This is a genomic window from Actinomadura rubteroloni, from assembly GCF_002911665.1.
In the GTDB taxonomy this organism is placed as follows: Bacteria; Actinomycetota; Actinomycetes; order Streptosporangiales; family Streptosporangiaceae; genus Spirillospora; species Spirillospora rubteroloni.
On sequence record NZ_MTBP01000003.1, the window covers coordinates 375,368 to 394,068 of the forward strand.

The window sequence follows — 18,701 nt, forward strand, 5'->3', positions numbered from 1 at the left end:
CGGGACGGCCGGGAACCTCCGGAGATCGCGGGGGCTCAGGTCGAGGTCATCGTGCGTCCTCCGATCGGGAGCACGTGGACGGCCGCCCGGACGATCGTCTCGACGTCCTCGGGCGACAGCTCGGCGGTCGGGTGGGACCGGATCCAGCGCAGCATCTTCAGCGGCGGCGCGAACGTGATGCCGTCGGCGACGAGCGGCGGGCGCTTGACCCGTCCGCCGTGGACGGCCAGCACCGGCGTGACCGTGACCTCGGTGCCGGTGCGCTCCGACAGCAGCCGCGCGGTCTGCTCGGCCGCGCCGTGCAGGCCGCCGACGAGCTTGGACGGCGTCCGCCCGTCGATGAACAGCTTCCCGCCGTAGGCGGTGATCTCGGTGCCGGGGTGCCAGGCGTCGTTCTGGACGAGCCAGACCCCGCCCGGCCCGACGACGATCTGGTCGGCGGTGCCGTGCCCGGGGACGACCCGGCCGTGCAGCACCCGGTGGCCGCGCCGCTCCAGCGTGTACTTGAAGATCGTGTTCATGCGCCGGTCGCCGCGCAGCCCGCGCCGCCAGACACTGGACGTCTGGTAGCCGTACCAGGCGAACCCGAAGTCGACGGCCGCAACCAGGACGCCCGCGGCGACGCCGATAAAGGGGTTCAGGAGGACCCAGCACAAAACGAGCGCCAGAACGCTGTAAATTACACGGCTGCGGATGCGGCGTTTCCGCCCCCGGTGCCAGAGCTCCGCGTACACGGCCTGCGGGGTGCCTCCGGCGAAGGCGGCCCTGTCCCTGAGATAGATGGAGCTTCCGAACATCGTCCGACCTCTCGTGTACCTGCTCCGACGGCGACGATTATGGCAATGCCCGCGGCTTTGCGTCCCTCTCTCGGATGGTGGGCCACGACGCGCGGAAAAGCAACAGCCATGGCCGGTATATCCCTCCTGCGGGACTTCTCATGCCTGGTCCGGCATGGTACGCAGGTGCGCTTCGCGAAGGTCGCCGGTGAATTTGAAAGGCACGGTGCAATTATCACCGCGCCTTTCGCGAGTGGTCTTTATCACACCGGGCGGCGGACGGGCGCGGACGCGGACCGGCGCCAGACTGGGACGATGCGCCCCGACACCCTGCCGGTGCGGGCGGCCGTCCCCGCGCTGCGCGCCGCCCTGGCCGGGCCGGGCGCGGCCGTGCTCGCCGCGCCGCCCGGCACCGGCAAGACGACCCACGTCCCGCTCGCGCTCGCCGGGCTGGCCGGGGACGCGCCCGCCGTGGACGGGACGGTCGTCGTCGCCGAGCCCCGCCGCCTCGCGGCCCGCGCCGCCGCGCGCCGGATGGCGTGGACGCTCGGGGAGCGCGTCGGCGGGCGGATCGGCGTGACCGTCCGGGGCGAGCACAGACCGGGCACGCACGTGCAGGTCGTGACGACGGGCGTGCTGCTGCGGCGGCTCCAGGACGAACCGGACCTGCCCGGCGTCGGCGCGGTGATCCTGGACGAGTGCCACGAACGCCATCTGGACGCCGACACCGCGCTGGCGTTCCTGCTGGACGTCCGCGCGACGCTGCGTCCCGGGCTGCGGCTCGTCGCGGCCTCGGCGACCGCCGACACCGGCCCGTGGGCGCGGCTGCTCGGCGCGGGCGGCGAACCGGCGCCCGTCGTGGAGACGCGGGCCGCCGCGCACCCGGTGGAGACGGTGTGGGCCCCGCCGGACCGCCCCGTCGCGCCCCCGCACGGCACCCGCACCGACCCCGCGCTGCTCGCGCACGTCGCCGCGACCGTGCGCCGCGCGCTCGCCGAACGCGACGGCGACGTGCTGTGCTTCCTGCCCGGCGCGGGGGAGATCGCGCGGGTCGCGGCACTGCTGGACGGGCCGTTCGACGTCCTGCGCGTCCACGGCCGGGCGCCCGCCGCCGTGCAGGACGCGGTGCTCGCGCCGGGGGAGCGGCGCCGGGTCGTCCTCGCCACGTCGGTCGCCGAGTCGAGCCTGACCGTGCCGGGCGTCCGGATCGTCGTGGACGCCGGGCTGGCCCGCGAGCCGCGCACCGACCACGCGCGGGGGCTCGGTGCGCTGACGACCGTCCGGGCGTCGCGCGCGGCGGCCGACCAGCGCGCCGGACGCGCCGGACGCGAGGCCCCCGGAGCCGTCTACCGCTGCTGGAGCGAGGCCGAGCACGCGCGGCTGCCCGCCCGGCCGCGCCCGGAGATCGCGCTCGCCGACCTCACCGGGTTCGCGCTGGAGGCCGCGTGCTGGGGCGACCCGGACGCGTCCGGGCTCGCGCTGCCCGACCCGCCGCCGCCCGCCGCGCTCACCGCCGCCCGCGCCGTCCTCGCCGCGCTCGGCGCGACCGGCCCGGACGGCCGCGTCACCCCGCGCGGCCGGGAGCTGGCGCGGCTCGGCGTCCCGCCCCGCCTGGCGCGCGCCGCGCTGGACGGCGCCGCGCTCGTCGGCGCCCGCACCGCCGCCGAGATCGTCGCGCTCCTGTCCGAGCCCCCGCAGGACGCGGGCGACGACCTGACCGCCGTGTGGCGGCGGCTGCGGCGCGGCGGCGACGGCCCGGCGGCCCGCTGGGCGGACGAAGCACGCCGCCTGGAGCGCTCCCTGCCGAAACCGTCGGGGCGGCTGGAGCGCTCGCGGCCGAGACCGTCGGCCCAGCCGCCGGCGGGTCCCATGGACAATGCGGGAAAGCTGGAGCGCTCGCGGTCGGGGTCGGCGGCCCAGCCGCCGCCCGGCGACGTGGCGGCGGGGTCCACGGACGTGGCGGGGCGGCCGGTGTCCGGGGACGTGGCGGCGGGGCTCGTCGTCGCGCTGGCGTTTCCCGAACGTGTCGCCCGGCTGCGGGGGCGCGACCACCTCATGGCGTCCGGGACCGGGGCGGCGTTCGGGCCCGGTTCCGCGCTCGCCGCCGCCAGGCCCGAGTGGCTGGCCGTCGCGGTCGCCGACCGGCCCGCCGGGTCGGCGGCGGCGCGGATCCGGCTGGCCGTCGCCATCGACGCCGCCACGGCCGAACGGGCCGCCGCGCCGCTGCGCGCCACCGAGGACGAAGTCGTCTGGCGGGACGGCGACGTCGTGGCGCGCCGGGTGGAACGGCTCGGGGCGATCGAACTCGCCGCGCGTCCGCTGCCCGACCCGCCCGCCGAGCGCGTCGCCGCCGCGCTGGCCGACGGGCTCGACGCCGAGGGACTCGCGCTCCTGGACTGGACGCCCGCCGCCACCGCGCTGCGCGAGCGCTTCGCCTTCCTGCGCGCCGCGCTCGGCGACCCCTGGCCCGCCGTGGACGACGCCGCGCTGCTCGCCCGCGCCCCCGGCTGGCTCGCCGCCGCCGGCGCCCGCCGCCGCGCGGACCTGCGGCGCGTCGACGTCGCGGCGGCGCTGCGCGGCCTCGTGCCGTGGGAGTGCGCGGCGCGGCTGGAGGAGTTCGCGCCCGAACGCGTGCAGGTCCCGTCGGGGTCCCGGGTCCGTGTGGACTACTCCGGCGACCGGCCCGTCCTCGCCGTCCGGCTCCAGGAGCTGTTCGGCTGGGACGCCGCGCCCGCGCTCGCCGGGGGCCGCGTCCCGCTCGTCGTGCACCTGCTGTCCCCGGCGGGCCGGCCCGCCGCCGTCACCGCCGACCTCGCGGCGTTCTGGCGGGAGGGGTACCGGGCCGTCCGCGCCGACCTGCGCGGACGCTACCCGCGCCACCCCTGGCCGGAGGACCCGGCGGCCGAGCCCCCGACGCGCCGCGCCAAGCCGCGCCGCTGATCAGGACCGGGCGGCGACGAGCGCGGCGATCCCGTCCAGGACGCGCGCGAGCCCGAACGCGAACGCGTGCTCGGGGTCGGACGCGGCCTGGTGCTCCTGCCCGGCGGCCGCCCCGACCCGCGTCGCCAGCGGGTACCGGTCCGGCTCGACCAGCTCGGCGAGGACCGGCGCCGTCGCCTCCCACCACTCCAGGTCGGTGCGCCCGGTGCGGCGCTCGGCCGCCCGCGCCTCCACCGACGCGCGGGCCGCGCTCGCCGCGAACCCCTCGACCAGCGCGACGACCGCGTCCATCTCGACGTCGGTGAGGCCGAGGCCGTCCACCGCCGCGAGCGCGATCTCGTACCGGTCCAGCGTGTGCGGCCCGAGACGCGGACGCGACGTCGCCGCCGCCAGCAGCCACGGATGCCGGTGGTAGAACCGCCAGTGCTCGCGCGCGATGTGCTCCAGCGCGTCCCGCCAGCCCACGGCGCCGGGCGGGACGAGCCCCGCCCACGCCCGGTCCCACATGAGGTCCAGCAGCTCGGCCTTGCCCGGGACGTAGGTGTAGAGCGTCATGGGGGAGACGCCGAGATCTTCGCCGACGCGCCGCATCGACAGGGCGTCCAGGCCGTCGGCGTCGGCGACCGCGACGGCCGCCGCGACGATCCGCTCGACGGTCAGCCGGGGCTTCGGGCCGCGCCGGGGCGGGGCGGGACGGCCCCACAGCAGGGCGAGCGCGCGGCGCGGATCCCCGGACTCGGTCACGCTCGGCTCAGCGCTCCGGGAGGGCGGCGGCGCGCTGCCGGGCGACGGCGAGCGCCCCGTAGGCGTCCTCGGGGAACGTCCCGTCCGGGTCCAGCGCGGCCCGCAGCCGCCGCCCCACCTCGGCGGCCGGGTACGGCTGCACGACGCACAATTCCGCCTGCATCGCCTGGCGCGCCGCGTTCATCAGCGCGGGCACGTCGCCGACGACCACGACCTCCGCCGGCGTGTCGCCGTGGCCGAGCCGGACGGCCAGCGCGTGCAGGTCCGCGCCGCCGGGGTAGCGGAACTCGCAGACCAGGCGGTCGCCGTCCAGCGGCCCCTCCTGGATCAGCCACACGGTGGCCGGCGTGACCTGCCCGAGGACGGCGGCCCAGGCCGGGACGTCCACGCCGGGCAGCGACGCGGCGGCCTTCGCGGCGGCCGACCGTCCCTCCACCGGGCCGATCGCGGCCAGCGCGAGCAGGAACACGCGCGCCCCGGACGTCCCGGCGGCGCGCAGGCTCGTGATCAGGTCGCCGAGCGCGGCCCGCCGGCCGGCCCGGTGCGGCGCCGCGGCCTCCAGCGCGCCGAGCCGTTCCGACACCGCGACCTCGGCCTGCAGCGCGCCGGGCAGCGCGGGCAGGCGCTCGGCGTCCCGCGCGTAGGCGGCGTAGACGTCGCGGAGCCCCGGCAGGAGCAGGGACGGTGTCGATCGGGCAGCGCTCACGCCCGAAGTTTACGGTCTCGTCCCCGGACCCGGCGCACGGCCGCGACGGACCGTTCCATCCCGTGCGCGGAGCAGAAATTCGGCTTACTCGTCTGCGATGTTCTGCTTACCTATGGGGCGGAACGTCGACCTGCTGCGTCTGAGGTTCAGCAGTGCGCAGCATGATGACGGAGGGAACGCACCGGGCTTCCGGCGACGGCCTTCCATCACGGGCAACACTCGTTCCGACGGTGGGGCGAATGAGGGCAACACGGCTCGTCTTGACCCCGAGATGGAGGCGATCGGCAGTGAACGGCATGCGACCGCAGACCGGTCATCCGCTGTCCTACCGTCTGCTGCTGGCGGTGGACATCCAGGCGTACAGCAGCCGCAGCACGAGCGAGCAGCTCCGCGCCCAGAGCGACCTGTGCGCTGCGCTGGACGCCGCCGCAGCGCGCACCGGGCTCGACCGCTCCCGCTGGGACGAGCAGGTCGGCGGCGACGGCGAGCTGGCGACGCTGCCCGAGGGCACCGACCCCGCGCCCGTCGCCGGGGACTTCGTCATCGCGTTCGGCCGGGCGCTCGCCGAGCTGAACAAGGGCCGGGGCGACCGGCGGGCGCTGCGCGTCCGGCTCGCGCTGCACCACGGCACGCTCACCGCGGGGCCGTTCGGCCCGGCGGGCGACGCGCCGATCGTCGTGCAGCGCCTGCTGGACTCCACGCCGCTGCGCCGCCTGCTGCGCGACGACGCCGCGCGCGACGTGGCGTACGCGGTGTCGGACTCGCTGTTCGAGGACGTCGTCCGCACCGGGTTCTGCGCCCTCCCGCCCCGCGACTTCGACCCGATCCGGGTCCGGGCGAAGGGGGCGGTGTTCCGCGGGCACGTCCTGACGGGTCCGCTGCGCGGTCCGCGCGGCGCGGACGGCGTGCCCGGCCCGCCCGTCCCGTCGGCGCGGATCCCCGGCTTCCCCGTCCTCGCCTGACCCCGGGAAAGCGACACCGCCGGGAGGGACGAGAGCACCCCGCAGTTCTCTCGTCCCGCCCGGCGGCGAGGGGCGTGGAGCCAGAGCACCCCGCAGTTCTCTGGCTCCACGCGTTCTTGGGGCCCCGGTTTCAGCAGAGGTCGGGGCCGTACACCTCCCACAGCTCGCCCGCGAAGAAGCGGCCGAACTCCACGAGCGCCTTCACGCCGCCCGGGCCCACCGTCCGGAAGGTGGTGAGCTGGCGGGCGAAGTCGCCCGGCCTGATGGTCAGGACGCCGGCGGCGGCGCAGGGCGCGTCGTCGCCGTCCTCGACGTGCCCGGACAGGATCCGGGTGTAGAGCGTCGAGGTGTCCGTCCAGATCCGCGTCGGCGGACCGGGCCGGACGTCCTTGCGGCCCACGAGCGTCAGCGGGCGCCCGTCGTCGCCGGTGAAGTGCAGCCGGTACCGCATCTCGCGGCGGTCCGGCGCGTCCCCGGGGACGAACAGGTTGAACACCCCCGACTCGACCGGCCGCCGGCCGCCCTCGCCGATCCGCACCCAGCCTTCGGCACGCGCCGTGTGGCCGGGCTCGGCGACGAACCGGTCCACGTCCGCGGCCGTGATCGTGAGCCGGAACGCCGCCGGGACCCGGTCGGCGGCCCCGTCGCCGGCGGCCGGATCCCGCGCACCGAACGCGACATGCCCCGTCATGTCCTCGGTGAACGAGAGCGACGTACGGCCGGTCCCGCCGGACTCGGGCCGCCCGGTCCCCTGGGACGGCCCCGTGACCGGGCCGTACGTCGCGTCCCCTGGTGCCCCGCCGTTCGGGCCGGTCGCATCGACCGGCCCGGCCCCCGCGGCCACCGGCGTGGCACTGCTCGCGGAAGAAGTCGTGGAAAGGCCCTCCAGGAGCCGTGTGCTCATCCGGTCGGCGAACGCCGCGATGGTGAGCGACGGGTTCGCGCCGACCGGGCCGGGCATCGCCGACCCGTCGGCCACGAACAGCCCCGGATGGCCGAACACCTCGCCGAAGGAGTCGCACACGCCGTCGCCGGCGTGCGCGCCCATCGGGGCCCCGCCGAGCGGATGCGCGGTGATCACCCGCTTGCGGAACCACATCGGGTTGTCGGCGTACTCGGCGCCGAGGACGTCGGCCATCCGGCGCATCGTCCGGCGCACCCGCTCGAAGTGCGCCTCGCTCGACGCGGTGGTCCAGTCCGCGACGAGACGTCCGTGGTCGAGCCGCAGCCGCCCGTCGGCGGTGTCGCGGCCCATGCCGAGCAGCGGCAGCGAGCTGATCGACAGCGCGCCGTTGCCGATCAGCTCGGCCAGCTCGGCGGACAGGTTCGTGTCGGGCGCCTTGGCGAAGAAGTCGGTGAAGCGGTCCCACAGGTACCGCATGGCCCGCTCGATCTCGCCGGGCACGTCGAACGGCTGCACCATCCAGTCCACGAACGACGGGTAGCCGCCGTCCTGGATGTAGGCGCCGCGCGCGCCGGGCGGGCCGCTCGGGGCCTCGTCCAGCTCGTCGGGCAGCCGGATCGCGCTGGTGATCACCGGGCCGTGGCTGGCGTCCAGCGGCCGGACCCGCTCGCGGTCCTTGGCGCGCAGCAGGAACGTCAGCAGGTCGCCGTTGCCGCAGAACCGCGTGCCGAGCGCATCGCTGAGGCCGCGCAGCGCCGCCCGCGACCGCAGCAGCAGGAACGTCGTCCCGTAGGCCCCGGCGGCCAGCACCAGCCGGTCGCAGGCGATCTTCCCGGGCACCGGGCGCGCCGCCGGGTCGTCGGGGTCGTGGCGGACGTAGTCCACCGCGTACCCGCCGCCGTCCAGCGGCCGGATGCCCTTGACCTCGTGCAGCGTCCGCAGGTCGGCGCCGTGGTGCCCGGCCGCCGACAGGTAGGTGTGGTCCAGGCTGTTCTTGGCGCCCTCGTTGCAGCCGATGTCGCACTCGCCGCACAGCGTGCAGCTCCGCCGCGTCGCGCCGTGGACGTTCCCGTACGGCGCCGCGGCGAGCGGCAGCCCGCGCGCCGGGGCCGCGCCCGGACGGTCGGCGAACCGCACCGCGAGCGGCGGCAGCGAGAAGTCCAGGCCGAGCGACGCCGCCGCGTCCTGCATCGCGTGCGTCTTCGGCGTGTCGGTGTAGCCCGGACGGTCGAACGGGTACGGCGCCGGGTCGAGCATCTTCTCGACCACGTCGTAGTGCGGATCCAGGTCGGCGCGGCTCACCGGCCACGATTCGTAGCCGCCGCCGTCGGCGAGGGGCTGGTCGTGGACGAACCACCGCTCGTCCTTGCGCAGCAGGACGTTCGCGTAGATCAGCGACCCGCCGCCGAGGCCGCTCGACACGACCGAGTCGCAGCCCTTGAACCGCCACACGTCGTACATGCCGTACAGCTTGGCGTCGGGGTCCCAGAACGCGCGGCCCATGTCGGAGGGGGACCGCGGGAAGCTGCCCGGCGGGTACGGACGGCCCCGCTCCAGCAGCACCACCGACCGTCCGGCCGCGGCGAGCCGGTACGCGGCGACCGAGCCACCGAACCCCGAGCCGATGACGACGGCGTCCACGCGCTCCATCAGACCGCCTGCCGTTCCCGGCCGTGCGCGCGAAGATGCTCCAGCATCACCGGGAACACGTCGCGGTCGGCGTGCCGTCCGACGATCGGGTCCACGTGCGAGTACCTCGGGAGGATCTTGAGCGTGTGCCGTCCCGGCGTCCGCCGGTCGAGGAGGCGGTGCGCGACGATGTTGGAGTCGGTGAAGACGCGGTTGTGGTCGCCGGTGAGGAACAGGCACGGCGGCAGCCGGTCGCCCGCGGCGGACAGGTAGTCGTCGGGCAGCGCCCGGTACGCCGCATCGCCGGGACGGTTCTTCACCGCGTGGCCCGCCTCGACCATCTTGTGGATGTGCCGGTAGTAGCTGAGGCCCGTCACCGGGAACAGGTCCGCCCAGCGCTCGTGCGTCTCGGGGGCGAGGCTGTCGTGGTCGTAGAACATCGCGGGCCGTCCGCTGCCCCACATGAAACTGACCATGTGGCAGTCGCGGTTGCGGCACTCGTGGTGGAACAGCGACACCAGCCGCGAGAGCGCCCAGTTGCGGTCCAGGAACCGGGCGGTGTTGGCGTAGGCGCTCAGGACGGACGTCCCGAGCCCGTACTCCACCACCGGCGGGCCGAACCGGAGCTTGAGCCGCGACCAGGACGGCACCCGCGTCACCAGCGACACGCTGTTGGACACGACGCTCGTCACGCCCTGCGCCAGCCCGGCGGCCATGCTCATGAAGAACGACACCGAGCCGAGGCACTGCCCGATGACGTGGACGCGGCGGTCCCCGACGTGGCGGCGCAGTTCCGCGAGCGCGGCCGGGTGGTCATACAGGGCGATGTCGTCGAGGCTGAACGCGTGGGACTCGCCGTTGTAGGGCAGCCGGTTGCTCATCCGGAAGTCGAGCGCCCAGACGTCGGTGTGCCCGTGGTCCAGCAGGAAGTTTACGAGGTTGCCGTGCTCGGGCATGTAGAACATGTCGCTGGAGGCCGGCAGGCCGTGCAGGAGGAGCACGACGTCGTCGCAGTCGGACCGGTGGAACCGGGTGAGGGTGAGACCGAGGCCGTCGTCCGTGGAGAACGGGTGCACCGCGATCTCGGCGTCCCGCACCCCTTCGTGGGTGTAGCGCGCGATCCGACGTCTCATCTCTCACCTCCGCGATGGCGGGACCAACGATGCCGTCCGGGGCGGCCGGCGCACCATCGTGGGAAACCCTGACTTGTGGGTGCGGGCCGCTACGTAGTCGCCCTACGAGCGCGGTGCGGGTCTCTGCGGAGACGGCCCCGAGAGTGAGACGCGCGCCGAAGCCGATCTGTTGCGCGTCATTCGGGTCGCGGAAGATCCGCGAGCGCCCGAACGAGCGTCACGCGGGACGTCACCCCGAGTTTGGTGAAGATGTTGGACAGGTGGGTCTCCACCGTCCGGATGCTGATGAACAGCTTGTCGGCGATCTGCTGGTTGGTGTGGCCGTCGGCGACGAGCGCCGCGACCTCCGACTCGCGCGGCGACAGCGGGCCCTTCCCGCCGCGCTCACGCCGTCCGGCCGGGCCGCTGCGGCGGCGCAGCTCCTGGTCGGCGAGCGCCTGGAGCGCCGGGACCGCGCACGCGCCGAACTCGTCCGCCGCCGCACGCAGGTCCGTTTGCGCGGCGTCGGCGTCGCCCGCGCGGCCCGCCGCGATCCCGGCCGCGAGCCGCGCCCGGCCCGCCGCCAGCCGCGCGCCGCAGCCGGTGAGCAGGTCCACGGCCCGCCGCGCCTGCGCCGCCGCGCCCGCCGGGTCGCGCGCCAGCAGCCCGTGCGACCGCGCCAGCGCCCGCAGGCCCTGGTGGTAGCCGAGGTCGGGGTGGGCGAGGTGGTCGGCGCGGTCGGCCCAGGTCCGGGCCTCGTCGGCGCGCTCGCGCTGCGCCGCGACGCCGGCCAGCATCTCGCAGCAGCCGAGCATCGTGCTCGGGTCCAGCAGGGCGGGCGGCTCGAAGCCGCCGCACGCCTCGACGGTCGCGCGCGTCCCCTCGTCGGTGCGGCCGAGGTCCAGCAGCGCCCGCGCCCGCGCGTACCGGGCGTGCGCGCCCTGCCACTCGCCGCTGCGCGCCGAGATCGCCCCGGCCTCCTCGGCCAGCTCCAGCGCCTCGCGCGGCGACCCGGTCAGGCCCGCGATGAGCGACTGCTGGCTGAGCGCCATCGTGAGCTGCTGGCCCGCGCCGAGCAGCCGCGCGTTCTCGGCGGCCTCCTCGGCGGCGGCGCCGGCCTCCCGCAGCAGGCCGAGGACGGTGTAGGTCTGCGCCAGCCCGGACAGCAGGCTGCTGAGGATGTAGGTCTGTCCCGTGGAACGCGCCACGTTCACCGCTCGCTCGAAGTGGCGGCGGGCGGTCTCGAACCGTCCCATCATCTGCTCCGCCCAGCACAGCCAGGCGATCGCGTCGAGCCACTCGGCGAGCAGCGCGTCGGACGCCTCGGCGACGAGCCGGTCCACGGCCTCCACCGCCGCCAGCGCCTCGGCGGTCTGCCCCGCGATGTGGGACGCCATCGGCCGCAGGACGCTGATCGCCAGCGTCGTCCCGTGGTTCCAGCCGTCGGCGGAGTTCTCCTCCATCGCCGACAGGACGGCCAGGCCCGCCTTGAAGTCGCCCCGGAACAGGCTCTCGGCGACGAGCCGCAGCCGCAGCGGGACCGCGACGGGCGAGCGCGGGTCGGGGAGGCGGCGCAGCTCGTCCAGCAGCAGCGCCCGCGCCTCGTCGGGACGGCCGAGCAGCCGTTCCATCAGCGCGCAGAACCGCGCCGCGCGGGCCCGCTGGTCGTGGGCGTCGGCGGGCAGCAGCCGCAGCAGCGTCCGGGCGGTCTCGCGGCCCGCCGTGAGGTGCCCGGCGACCGACTCGACCGTCGCCAGCTCCAGCAGCAGGTCCAGGCGGGACGGGACGTCCGGCCCGGCGGGTTCGGCGGCCGGGTCCTCGGGCATCAGCCGCAGCGCCGCCCGCAGCCAGCGCGCCGCCGTCGCGGGGGCCTGCGCGGTGAACGCCCGGGACGCCGCGACGAGCGTCCGGACCGCGTCCGCGTCGCCCATCCGCCCGGCCCGCTCGACGTGCCGGGCGCGCTGCGCGGCGGGCGCGCCGAGCGCGGCCAGGTGCGCCGCGATGCGGCGGTGCGCGGCCAGCCGCCAGCCCGCCGCCGCCGACGCGTACACCGCGTGCCGCACCAGCGGGTGCCGGAAGCGGAACCCGCCCGTCCCGGCGCGGACCAGGTCGCGGGCGGTCAGCTCGTCCAGCGCGGCGAGCGCCGCGTCCTCGGGCACGTCGGCCGCCGCCGCGGCGAGCTGCGCGGAGAACTCGTCGGACGCGACCGCCGCGCCCTGGGCGACCAGCAGCGCGCGGTCGGGCAGGCCGCTCAGCTCCAGCCGCAGCGCGGCGCCCACGGCGGGCGGCAGGTCGCCCTCGCGGCCCCCGATCGCCAGCGGCTCGCGGCTGCGCGCCAGCGCCTCCAGGTAGAACGGGTTGCCGCCGCTCAGCCGGTACAGCTCGGCGCAGCGCTGCGCGGGCACCCACGCGCCGAGCAGCCGCGTGACCTCGGCCTGGCTGAGCGGGCCGACGGTGATGGACCGTCCGGTCGCGCCGCCGACGGCCGCCTGCACGAGCCCCGCCAGGCGCGGCGACGCCTGCGCGGGCCGGTACGCCAGCGCGACGAGCACCCGGCCGCGCGGGGGGTGCCGGACGAGATGGTCGAGCAGTTCGATCGTGGCGTCGTCGGCCCAGTGGACGTCGTCGAGGATCAGCACGAGCCCGCGTCCGCCGGCGAGCTGCTCCAGCAGGTGCCGCACGGACCGGTACAGGTGGTAGCGGCCGACGGGCGTCGCGGGCGCGGCCTCGCCGAGGCCCGCGCCGGGGGCGGCGGCGAGCGCGGGGAACACGGTCGCGAGCAGGGCCGTGGCGGAGGCGGGCAGGGCGGGGGCGTGGTCTTCGAGGTGGTCGTCCAGGGCGTCCACGACGGCGCCGAACGGCATCTCCTGCTCGAACTCGGCGGACCGTCCGGCGAGGACGGTCATCTGCCGGGACGTTCCCGCCTCCGACAGTTCGATCAGCAGCCGCGACTTGCCCGCGCCGGGCTCCCCGGCGAGCGCGACGAACCGGGGCGCGCCGCCTCCGATCGCGTCCAGGGCCGCGTCGAGTTCCCGCACGGCGGCCTCGCGCCCGACAAGCGGGAGGTGACCGGGTAGCTCTCCCGGTGAGGGGTCCGTCCGACCCATCACGTCCACACTCCCACGCTGACAGGCGATCGACGCGCCGGGAACCGGCCGTGCGGCCGGTCCGCCCGAATCGCCGATCACCTTACCGATCCCGCGCCCGGCGGGACAGGGCCATGATGCTAACGCCCCGGTTCGGTCTTCGACTCGTCAGGGGACGGTCAGTGGACGGTCAAGCGGCCGGGAGGTTGTAGGAGAGCAGGCCGGTCGCGTCGCCGTCCACGCGGATCTCGGTCAGCGCGCAGTTGCGCAGCGCGGGGAAGACCGTCCGGTACCGTCCGGGCGCGATGCCGAGCAGTTCGCACAGGGCGAGCCGCAGCAGCGTGTTGTGCGCCACGACGAGCACGCGGCCGTCGTCGTGCTCGGCGGCGATCCGGCGCAGCGCCCGCGCGCCGCGCGCCGCCGCGTCCAGGGGGTTCTCGGCGCCGTCGAACGCGCCGGCGACCGGGTCGGCGCGGAACGCCGCGACGGCCGCGGGCGGGAGTTCGGCGAGCGTGCGGCCCTCGGCGACGCCGAAGTCGACCTCGGCCAGCTCGCCGTCCACGCGCGGGACGCAGCCGGCCGCGCGGGCGGCGGGCTCGGCGGTGACGCGCGTGCGGCTCATTGGGGAGCACCAGACGGCGTCGAGCTTGGCGCCGGCCGCCCACCCCCCGAGCCGTTCGGCCTGCTCGCGGCCGACGCCGGTCAGCGCGACGTCGCTCACTCCGGCGTAGCGGTTCTCGGCGTGCCAGATCGTCTGGCCGTGCCGGACCAGAAACAGTGCGGTGCTCATCGGCTCTCCCCGTCCCCGTCGGGCGGAGCGTTCCACGTCCGCCCGTCACCGAGCATCTTTCCAGGGGACGGCCCGGCGCGACCGCCGGTTCCGTCAATCCAGGCGGAGCCGGACACGGTAGGCGCCGGGGGCGATCCGGCCCCCGGACGGCTTGCCCGGCACGAGGCCGGTCAACCGCACCCGGTGCGCGCCGACCGTCGCGGCCGACGGCTCGGCGGCGGTGTGCAGCTCGAACGTCCGCGCGGCGCGTCCGCGCTCGGTCGCGGTGAGGACGACGGTGGCGTCGCCCTCCCAGACGCACTGGACGCCCTCCGGGCACCGGCTGTCGGCGCTGACCCGGTCGAACCGCAGCGTCGTCGCGCCGTCGGCGACGCGGACCGACCCGCCGGGCGCGAGCTGGAACTCCGCGCCGGACCGGACCGTCCCGTCGCCGCGCGCCGGGGACGTTCCGCAGGACAGCGGCACGAGGACCAGGGCCGCGACCGCCGCCCGTCGCAAGGTCACCATGGCGTCAGCCTAACCGTCCGGTCACGCAGCGTGCGGGACGCGGCGCCGGTGACGCGCGGCGGAGGCATAGGACGCGCGAGGCCGGGCACGCCCCGTGGGGCGGGAGGCGCGGCGATGGTTCCGCCGTCGCCCGAGCCGCGTCGAACCCGTCGCGCCTCCCCCCAGACGTTCAGACGATCGGGCGGCCGCGGCGGATGCGGCGGCGCGCGTCCCACAGGTAGAGGTTCCAGGGGAGGCGGCGGGCCGCGCGGGGCAGGGCGCGGTCGGTGACGGCGGCGGCGCGGGTGAGGGCGTTGAAGCGCCGCTGGTCGGACGCGGTCCAGTCGAGGTCCAGTTCGGCGCGGAACGCCGGCGGGAGGAAGCCGGTGGTCACGAAGCGGTGGAACGGGCCCGCCGCGCGGCGGACGGGCCGGGGGAGGCCGCGCAGGGCGATCAGGTCGCGCAGGTAGGCGCGGGTGACGGCGTCGGTCTCGATCTCGCGCACGGCGCCGTCCCAGTAGACGGCGAAGGCGGCGCGGTCGGCGGGCCACCGGTCGGCGGGCACCTGGAGGGTGGTGGCCAGCCGGGACGCGTGGGCGTAGACGGCGTCCAGATCGGTGTCGCGGCGCAGCGCGGCCAGGACGTCGACCGTCCCCTGGTACAGGCACGCCGCGACCCAGAGTTGAAGGTCGCGGTCGAAGGCGTTGTAGCGGACGGGGTCGCCGGGACGCGAGTGGACGTGCCGGTGCGAGCGGTCGACCTCGCGGCGCATCGCCTCCCGTTCGTCGGCGTCGCCCCACCACGCGATCGCCATGTAGCTGAGCGTCGTGCGCAGCCGCTTGACGGGGTGCAGGTCGGCGCGTCCGCTCGGGACGCGGCTCGCGGCGACGCCGTGCCCGACGGGCAGCCGGGCGAGCTGCATGACGACGTTCGCGGTCGCGGCGTTCAGCGCGAACCAGGTCAGCGCGTCGTCGACGGCACGGGACTCCCGCATGACGTCCCCATTCTGAACACGGTCGTTGTCAGAATTAAACGATCAGGAAACACCTGTGTCAAGATGGCTGCCGTGCGCACCTACGGCGGAGTCGGGGCCGCCGACCGCGAGGCCGAGCGGCGCGCCCGGCTCCTCGCGGCCGGGCTGGACCTGCTCGGCACCGGCGGCCTCCAGGCCGCGACCGTGCGCAAGGTGTGCGAGGCCGCCCGGCTGACGCCCCGCTACTTCTATGAGAGCTTCCCCGACATCGACGCGCTCACCGGGGCCGTGTTCGACGCCGTCGTGGACGAGATGGTCGCGCGCGGCCACGCCGCCCTCGCCGCCGCGCCGGCCGACCCGCGCGGCCGGGTGCGCGCCGCGCTCGGCAGCGTCATCGCCCTGCTCGGCGACGACCCGCGCAAGGGCCGCGTCGTGCTCGCCCTCGCGCTCGCGAGCCCGCCGCTCGCCGCGCGCCGGCTGGCGGCCGGACGGCGTATCGCGGGGCTCGTCGGCGAACGGCTCGGCGCGGGCGTGACGGCGCGGCAGCGCGAGTTCGCCGCCCGCTTCCTCGTCGGCGCGTTCGCCGAGACGCTCACCGCCTGGCTGGACGACCCCGCCCCCGACGACGCGCTCCTGGACGACTGCACGGAGCTGTTCCTGGCCGTCGCGGCGGCGGCGCGCGGCCTGACCCCGTGATCCCGGCGCAGGTCAGCGGGCGTAGTGTGATGATCATGAAGGCGGCACGGTGGTCCGGACCGCACGGCGTCCGGGTGGCGGCGGTGCGGCTGACGGGCGCGCACCGGATCTGGGCGTCGCACGCGGGCGTCCCGCCGGACGTCCGGGACGCGTTCCTCGTCACGGCGCGCGGCGCGCTCGTCGGCCGCGGCTACCACGCGACCGTGGCCGATCTGGCGACGGCCGTCGACCTCGCCGACCTGGTGCCCGAACCGGACGAAGGAGACGCGGGTGGCTGACGGGACGGGGCACGAGGTCGTCGTGGTCGGTTCCGCGAACGCCGACCTGGTGGTCCGGGTGGAGCGGCGGCCGGGGCCGGGGGAGACCGTGCTCGGCTCGGACTTCGACACCCACCCCGGCGGAAAGGGCGCGAACCAGGCGGTCGCGGCGGCGCTGCTCGGCGGACGCGTCGCGCTGCTCGGCCGCGTCGGCGACGACGGGTACGGCGAGCTGCTGCGCGACGCCCTCGCGCTCGTGGGCGTCGACACCCGCGCGCTGCTGACGACCCCGGCGCCGACCGGCGTCGCGTTCATCGCCGTCGGGCCGGACGGGGAGAACAGCATCATCGTCGCGCCCGGCGCCAACGCCCGGCTCACCCCCGCCGACGTCGACCCGGCGTTCCTGGCCGGGGCGCGGGTCGTGTCGCTGCAGACGGAGATCCCGGTCGAGACGGTGCTGGCCGCCGCCCGCGCGGCGACCGACGCGGGCGTCCGGACGGTCCTGAACCTGTCCCCGGTCCCGGCAGCGAGCACCGCGCTGCTCGGGCTGTGCGACGTGCTGGTCGTCAACGAGCACGAGGCCGGGCTGCTGCTGCCCGGCGCCGCCCGCACGCCCGCCGCGCTGCTCGCGCTCGGGCCCCGCGCGGTGGTCGTCACGCTCGGCGCGGACGGGGCGTGCGTCGCGGACGAGACCGGCGAGACGTTCGTCCCGGCGCCTCCCGTCGAGGCCGTGGACACCACCGGCGCGGGCGACGCGTTCACCGCCGCCCTCTGCCTGCGGCTCGCGCGGGGGGACGGCGTCGTGGACGCGGCGCGGTTCGCGGTGCGGGTGGGCGCGGCGGCGGTCCGGTCGCCGGGCGCGCAGGCGTCCTACCCGTCGGCGGAGGACGCGCTCCCCGGCTGAGCCGCCGCGCGCAGCCGGTCCAGTTCCCCGGCGACGTCGGCGACGTCCGCGCCGAGGTCGTAGGCGCTGAGCAGGTGCAGGTCGTCCTCGGTGCGGATCTCCAGCAGGCGGCTGCGGACGAGGGCGCGGCGCCGCTCGTCCACCTCGATGCCGGTGATCTCGGGCCAGGCGACGCGGCGGCGTCCGGCGAAGCCCGCGACGACCGTCACGCCGGCCGCGTCCGCGCGCAGCCGCTCGGGCGCGAGGACGTCGCGCAGCGCGAGCGCGGCGAGCCCGGCCGCCGCGACCCCGGCCAGCAGCGATCCCGCCGTGTCGTGGGCGAACACGGCGACCAGGGCGACGGCCGCCGCCCCGGCGAACTTCAGCACGGTGTGCGCGGGCGGCACGCGCCAGACAGCGGCGTCTCCTTCGATCACGCCCGCCACGGTAGCCGGGTCCGTGTGACGACCCGCACGTTACCGGTGAGTTGCGTTTCCCAACTCGGCGCGGCACAGTGGACGTAGTCAGTTGGATTTTCCAACCTAGGAGGAGCCATGCGGGACGCGGTGATCGTCGAGGCCGTGCGGACCCCCGTCGCCAAGGGCAAGCCGACCGGGGCGCTGCACGAGGAGCACCCGGTGGACCTGCTCGCGCGCACGCTCAACGTCCTGGTCGAGCGGACGGGCATCGACCCGGCGCTCGTGGACGACGTCATCGGCGGCTGCGTCACCCAGGCCGGGGACCAGTCGCTCAACATCACCCGCAACGCCGTCCTCGCGGCGGGCTGGCCGGAGAGCGTGCCCGCCACGACCGTGGACCGGCAGTGCGGCTCGTCCCAGCAGGCCGCGCACTTCGCCGCGCAGGGCGTCATCTCCGGGGCGTACGACATCGTGGTCGCGTGCGGCGTCGAGTCGATGTCGCGGGTGCCGATGGGCTCGTCCGTCCTGCCCGGCAGCGACCCGTTCGGCCCCGCGCTCAACGCCCGCTACCCCGGCGGCCTCATCGGGCAGGGCATCAGCGCCGAGCTGATCGCCGCGCGCTGGAAGCTGGAGCGCGAGGAACTGGACGCGTTCGCCGTCGAGTCCCACCGCAAGGCCGCCGCCGCGTGGGACGCCGGGGAGTTCGACCGCGAGGTCGCCTGGCCGGGGCAGCGCGACGAGACGATCCGTCCGGGCACCACCGCCGAGGTCCTGGCCGGGCTCAAGCCCGCCTACTACGACCCGGCGATGGAGGAGCGCTTCCCGCAGATCGGCTGGAACATCACGGCGGGCAACGCGTCCCCGATCAACGACGGCGCCGCCGCCCTGCTCATCATGGAGGCGGACACGGCGCGGCGCCTCGGGCTGCGGCCCCGCGCGCGGTTCCACTCCTTCGCCGTCGCCGGGGACGACCCGCTCTACATGCTCACCGCGATCATCCCCGCGACCCGCAAGGTGCTCGACCGCGCCGGGCTCGGCGTCGACGACGTCGACCTCTTCGAGGTGAACGAGGCGTTCTCGCCCGTCGTGCTGGCCTGGCAGCGCGAGACCGGCGTCCCGGACGCCAGGCTCAACGCGCGCGGCGGCGCCATCGCCATCGGCCACCCGCTCGGCGGCAGCGGCGCGCGGATCATGACGACGCTCGTCCACCTGCTGGAGGACCGGGGCGCCCGCTACGGCCTCCAGACGATGTGCGAGGCGGGCGGCCTCGCCAACGCGACGCTCCTCGAACGGCTCTGATCACGGGGCGGACGGCGGGACCCCCGCCGTCCGCCCGCC

16 protein-coding genes are annotated in these 18,701 nt (G+C 76.2%); 6 read left to right on the forward strand and 10 right to left on the reverse strand.

What is annotated here, in order from left to right:
• Positions 1–35 precede the first annotated feature (35 nt).
• The gene (locus tag BTM25_RS22915; RefSeq protein ID WP_235828580.1) at positions 36–797 is read right to left on the reverse strand and encodes an NERD domain-containing protein; all 762 of its coding nucleotides are present in this window, start codon (positions 795–797) and stop codon (positions 36–38) included.
• 294 nt (positions 798–1,091) lie between these two features.
• Between BTM25_RS22915 and BTM25_RS22920 the strand changes: the two genes are divergently transcribed.
• Positions 1,092–3,716: an ATP-dependent RNA helicase gene (locus BTM25_RS22920; RefSeq protein ID WP_103565051.1), complete on the forward strand. Its 2,625-nt coding sequence runs from the start codon at positions 1,092–1,094 to the stop codon at positions 3,714–3,716.
• Here BTM25_RS22920 and BTM25_RS22925 read toward each other — a convergent pair whose 3' ends face one another.
• Positions 3,717–4,460: a TetR/AcrR family transcriptional regulator gene (locus tag BTM25_RS22925; protein WP_103565052.1), complete on the reverse strand. Its 744-nt coding sequence runs from the start codon at positions 4,458–4,460 to the stop codon at positions 3,717–3,719.
• Positions 4,461–4,467: 7 nt separating this feature from the next.
• Entirely contained in the window at positions 4,468–5,166 is a 699-nt protein-coding gene (locus BTM25_RS22930; protein ID WP_103565053.1) for a hypothetical protein, read from the reverse strand.
• A gap of 296 nt (positions 5,167–5,462) precedes the next feature.
• Between BTM25_RS22930 and BTM25_RS22935 the strand changes: the two genes are divergently transcribed.
• Positions 5,463–6,128: a nucleotidyl cyclase domain-containing protein gene (locus tag BTM25_RS22935; protein ID WP_103565313.1), complete on the forward strand. Its 666-nt coding sequence runs from the start codon at positions 5,463–5,465 to the stop codon at positions 6,126–6,128.
• A 130-nt stretch (positions 6,129–6,258) separates the two neighbouring features.
• Here BTM25_RS22935 and BTM25_RS22940 read toward each other — a convergent pair whose 3' ends face one another.
• The 6 genes from BTM25_RS22940 to BTM25_RS22965 form a co-directional block, all read right to left on the reverse strand.
• Positions 6,259–8,682: a GMC oxidoreductase gene (locus tag BTM25_RS22940; RefSeq protein ID WP_103565054.1), complete on the reverse strand. Its 2,424-nt coding sequence runs from the start codon at positions 8,680–8,682 to the stop codon at positions 6,259–6,261.
• Positions 8,682–9,794 carry an alpha/beta fold hydrolase gene (locus BTM25_RS22945; protein ID WP_103565055.1) on the reverse strand — a complete coding sequence of 371 codons (1,113 nt, stop codon included), beginning with the start codon at positions 9,792–9,794 and terminating at the stop codon, positions 8,682–8,684. The genes BTM25_RS22940 and BTM25_RS22945 overlap by 1 nt, the downstream gene beginning before the upstream one ends.
• A gap of 176 nt (positions 9,795–9,970) precedes the next feature.
• Positions 9,971–12,880, reverse strand: a complete 2,910-nt coding sequence (locus BTM25_RS22950) for a helix-turn-helix transcriptional regulator (RefSeq protein ID WP_268877686.1) — start codon at positions 12,878–12,880, stop codon at positions 9,971–9,973.
• Positions 12,881–13,049: 169 nt separating this feature from the next.
• A complete protein-coding gene (locus BTM25_RS22955) occupies positions 13,050–13,649 on the reverse strand; it encodes a histidine phosphatase family protein (protein ID WP_103565056.1) in 600 nt (199 codons plus the stop codon).
• A gap of 93 nt (positions 13,650–13,742) precedes the next feature.
• On the reverse strand, positions 13,743–14,156 hold the full coding sequence (locus tag BTM25_RS22960) for a hypothetical protein (RefSeq protein ID WP_103565057.1): 414 nt from the start codon (positions 14,154–14,156) through the stop codon (positions 13,743–13,745).
• Between the two features lie 169 nt (positions 14,157–14,325).
• Positions 14,326–15,129 (reverse strand): oxygenase MpaB family protein, encoded by an 804-nt coding sequence (locus tag BTM25_RS22965; RefSeq protein WP_103565058.1) that lies wholly within the window; start codon positions 15,127–15,129, stop codon positions 14,326–14,328.
• A 72-nt stretch (positions 15,130–15,201) separates the two neighbouring features.
• Between BTM25_RS22965 and BTM25_RS22970 the strand changes: the two genes are divergently transcribed.
• From BTM25_RS22970 to BTM25_RS22980, 3 genes are read left to right on the forward strand one after another with little or no spacing between them, the layout of a single operon-like run.
• Positions 15,202–15,804: a TetR/AcrR family transcriptional regulator gene (locus BTM25_RS22970; RefSeq protein WP_168212215.1), complete on the forward strand. Its 603-nt coding sequence runs from the start codon at positions 15,202–15,204 to the stop codon at positions 15,802–15,804.
• 35 nt (positions 15,805–15,839) lie between these two features.
• Positions 15,840–16,082 (forward strand): hypothetical protein, encoded by a 243-nt coding sequence (locus BTM25_RS22975; RefSeq protein ID WP_146059117.1) that lies wholly within the window; start codon positions 15,840–15,842, stop codon positions 16,080–16,082.
• Positions 16,075–16,965, forward strand: a complete 891-nt coding sequence (locus tag BTM25_RS22980; RefSeq protein ID WP_103565061.1) for a ribokinase — start codon at positions 16,075–16,077, stop codon at positions 16,963–16,965. The genes BTM25_RS22975 and BTM25_RS22980 overlap by 8 nt, the downstream gene beginning before the upstream one ends.
• On the opposite strand, the gene BTM25_RS22985 is transcribed toward BTM25_RS22980, so the two are convergent.
• Positions 16,932–17,381, reverse strand: a complete 450-nt coding sequence (locus BTM25_RS22985) for a PH domain-containing protein (RefSeq protein ID WP_235828582.1) — start codon at positions 17,379–17,381, stop codon at positions 16,932–16,934. The genes BTM25_RS22980 and BTM25_RS22985 overlap by 34 nt on opposite strands.
• 117 nt (positions 17,382–17,498) lie before the next feature.
• Between BTM25_RS22985 and BTM25_RS22990 the strand changes: the two genes are divergently transcribed.
• Positions 17,499–18,662 (forward strand): thiolase family protein, encoded by a 1,164-nt coding sequence (locus tag BTM25_RS22990; protein WP_103565062.1) that lies wholly within the window; start codon positions 17,499–17,501, stop codon positions 18,660–18,662.
• Positions 18,663–18,701 lie beyond the last annotated feature (39 nt).

Coding starts and splice junctions, on each gene's coding strand:
- BTM25_RS22920 (WP_103565051.1), top strand. CDS start 1,092: ATGCGCCCCGACACCCTGCCGGTGCGGGCGGCCGTCCCCGCGCTGCGC.
- BTM25_RS22990 (WP_103565062.1), top strand. CDS start 17,499: ATGCGGGACGCGGTGATCGTCGAGGCCGTGCGGACCCCCGTCGCCAAG.
- BTM25_RS22915 (WP_235828580.1), bottom strand. CDS start 797: ATGTTCGGAAGCTCCATCTATCTCAGGGACAGGGCCGCCTTCGCCGGA.
- BTM25_RS22955 (WP_103565056.1), bottom strand. CDS start 13,649: ATGAGCACCGCACTGTTTCTGGTCCGGCACGGCCAGACGATCTGGCAC.
- BTM25_RS22935 (WP_103565313.1), top strand. CDS start 5,463: ATGCGACCGCAGACCGGTCATCCGCTGTCCTACCGTCTGCTGCTGGCG.
- BTM25_RS22975 (WP_146059117.1), top strand. CDS start 15,840: ATGAAGGCGGCACGGTGGTCCGGACCGCACGGCGTCCGGGTGGCGGCG.
- BTM25_RS22965 (WP_103565058.1), bottom strand. CDS start 15,129: ATGCGGGAGTCCCGTGCCGTCGACGACGCGCTGACCTGGTTCGCGCTG.
- BTM25_RS22940 (WP_103565054.1), bottom strand. CDS start 8,682: ATGGAGCGCGTGGACGCCGTCGTCATCGGCTCGGGGTTCGGTGGCTCG.
- BTM25_RS22945 (WP_103565055.1), bottom strand. CDS start 9,794: ATGAGACGTCGGATCGCGCGCTACACCCACGAAGGGGTGCGGGACGCC.
- BTM25_RS22960 (WP_103565057.1), bottom strand. CDS start 14,156: ATGGTGACCTTGCGACGGGCGGCGGTCGCGGCCCTGGTCCTCGTGCCG.
- BTM25_RS22950 (WP_268877686.1), bottom strand. CDS start 12,880: ATGGGTCGGACGGACCCCTCACCGGGAGAGCTACCCGGTCACCTCCCG.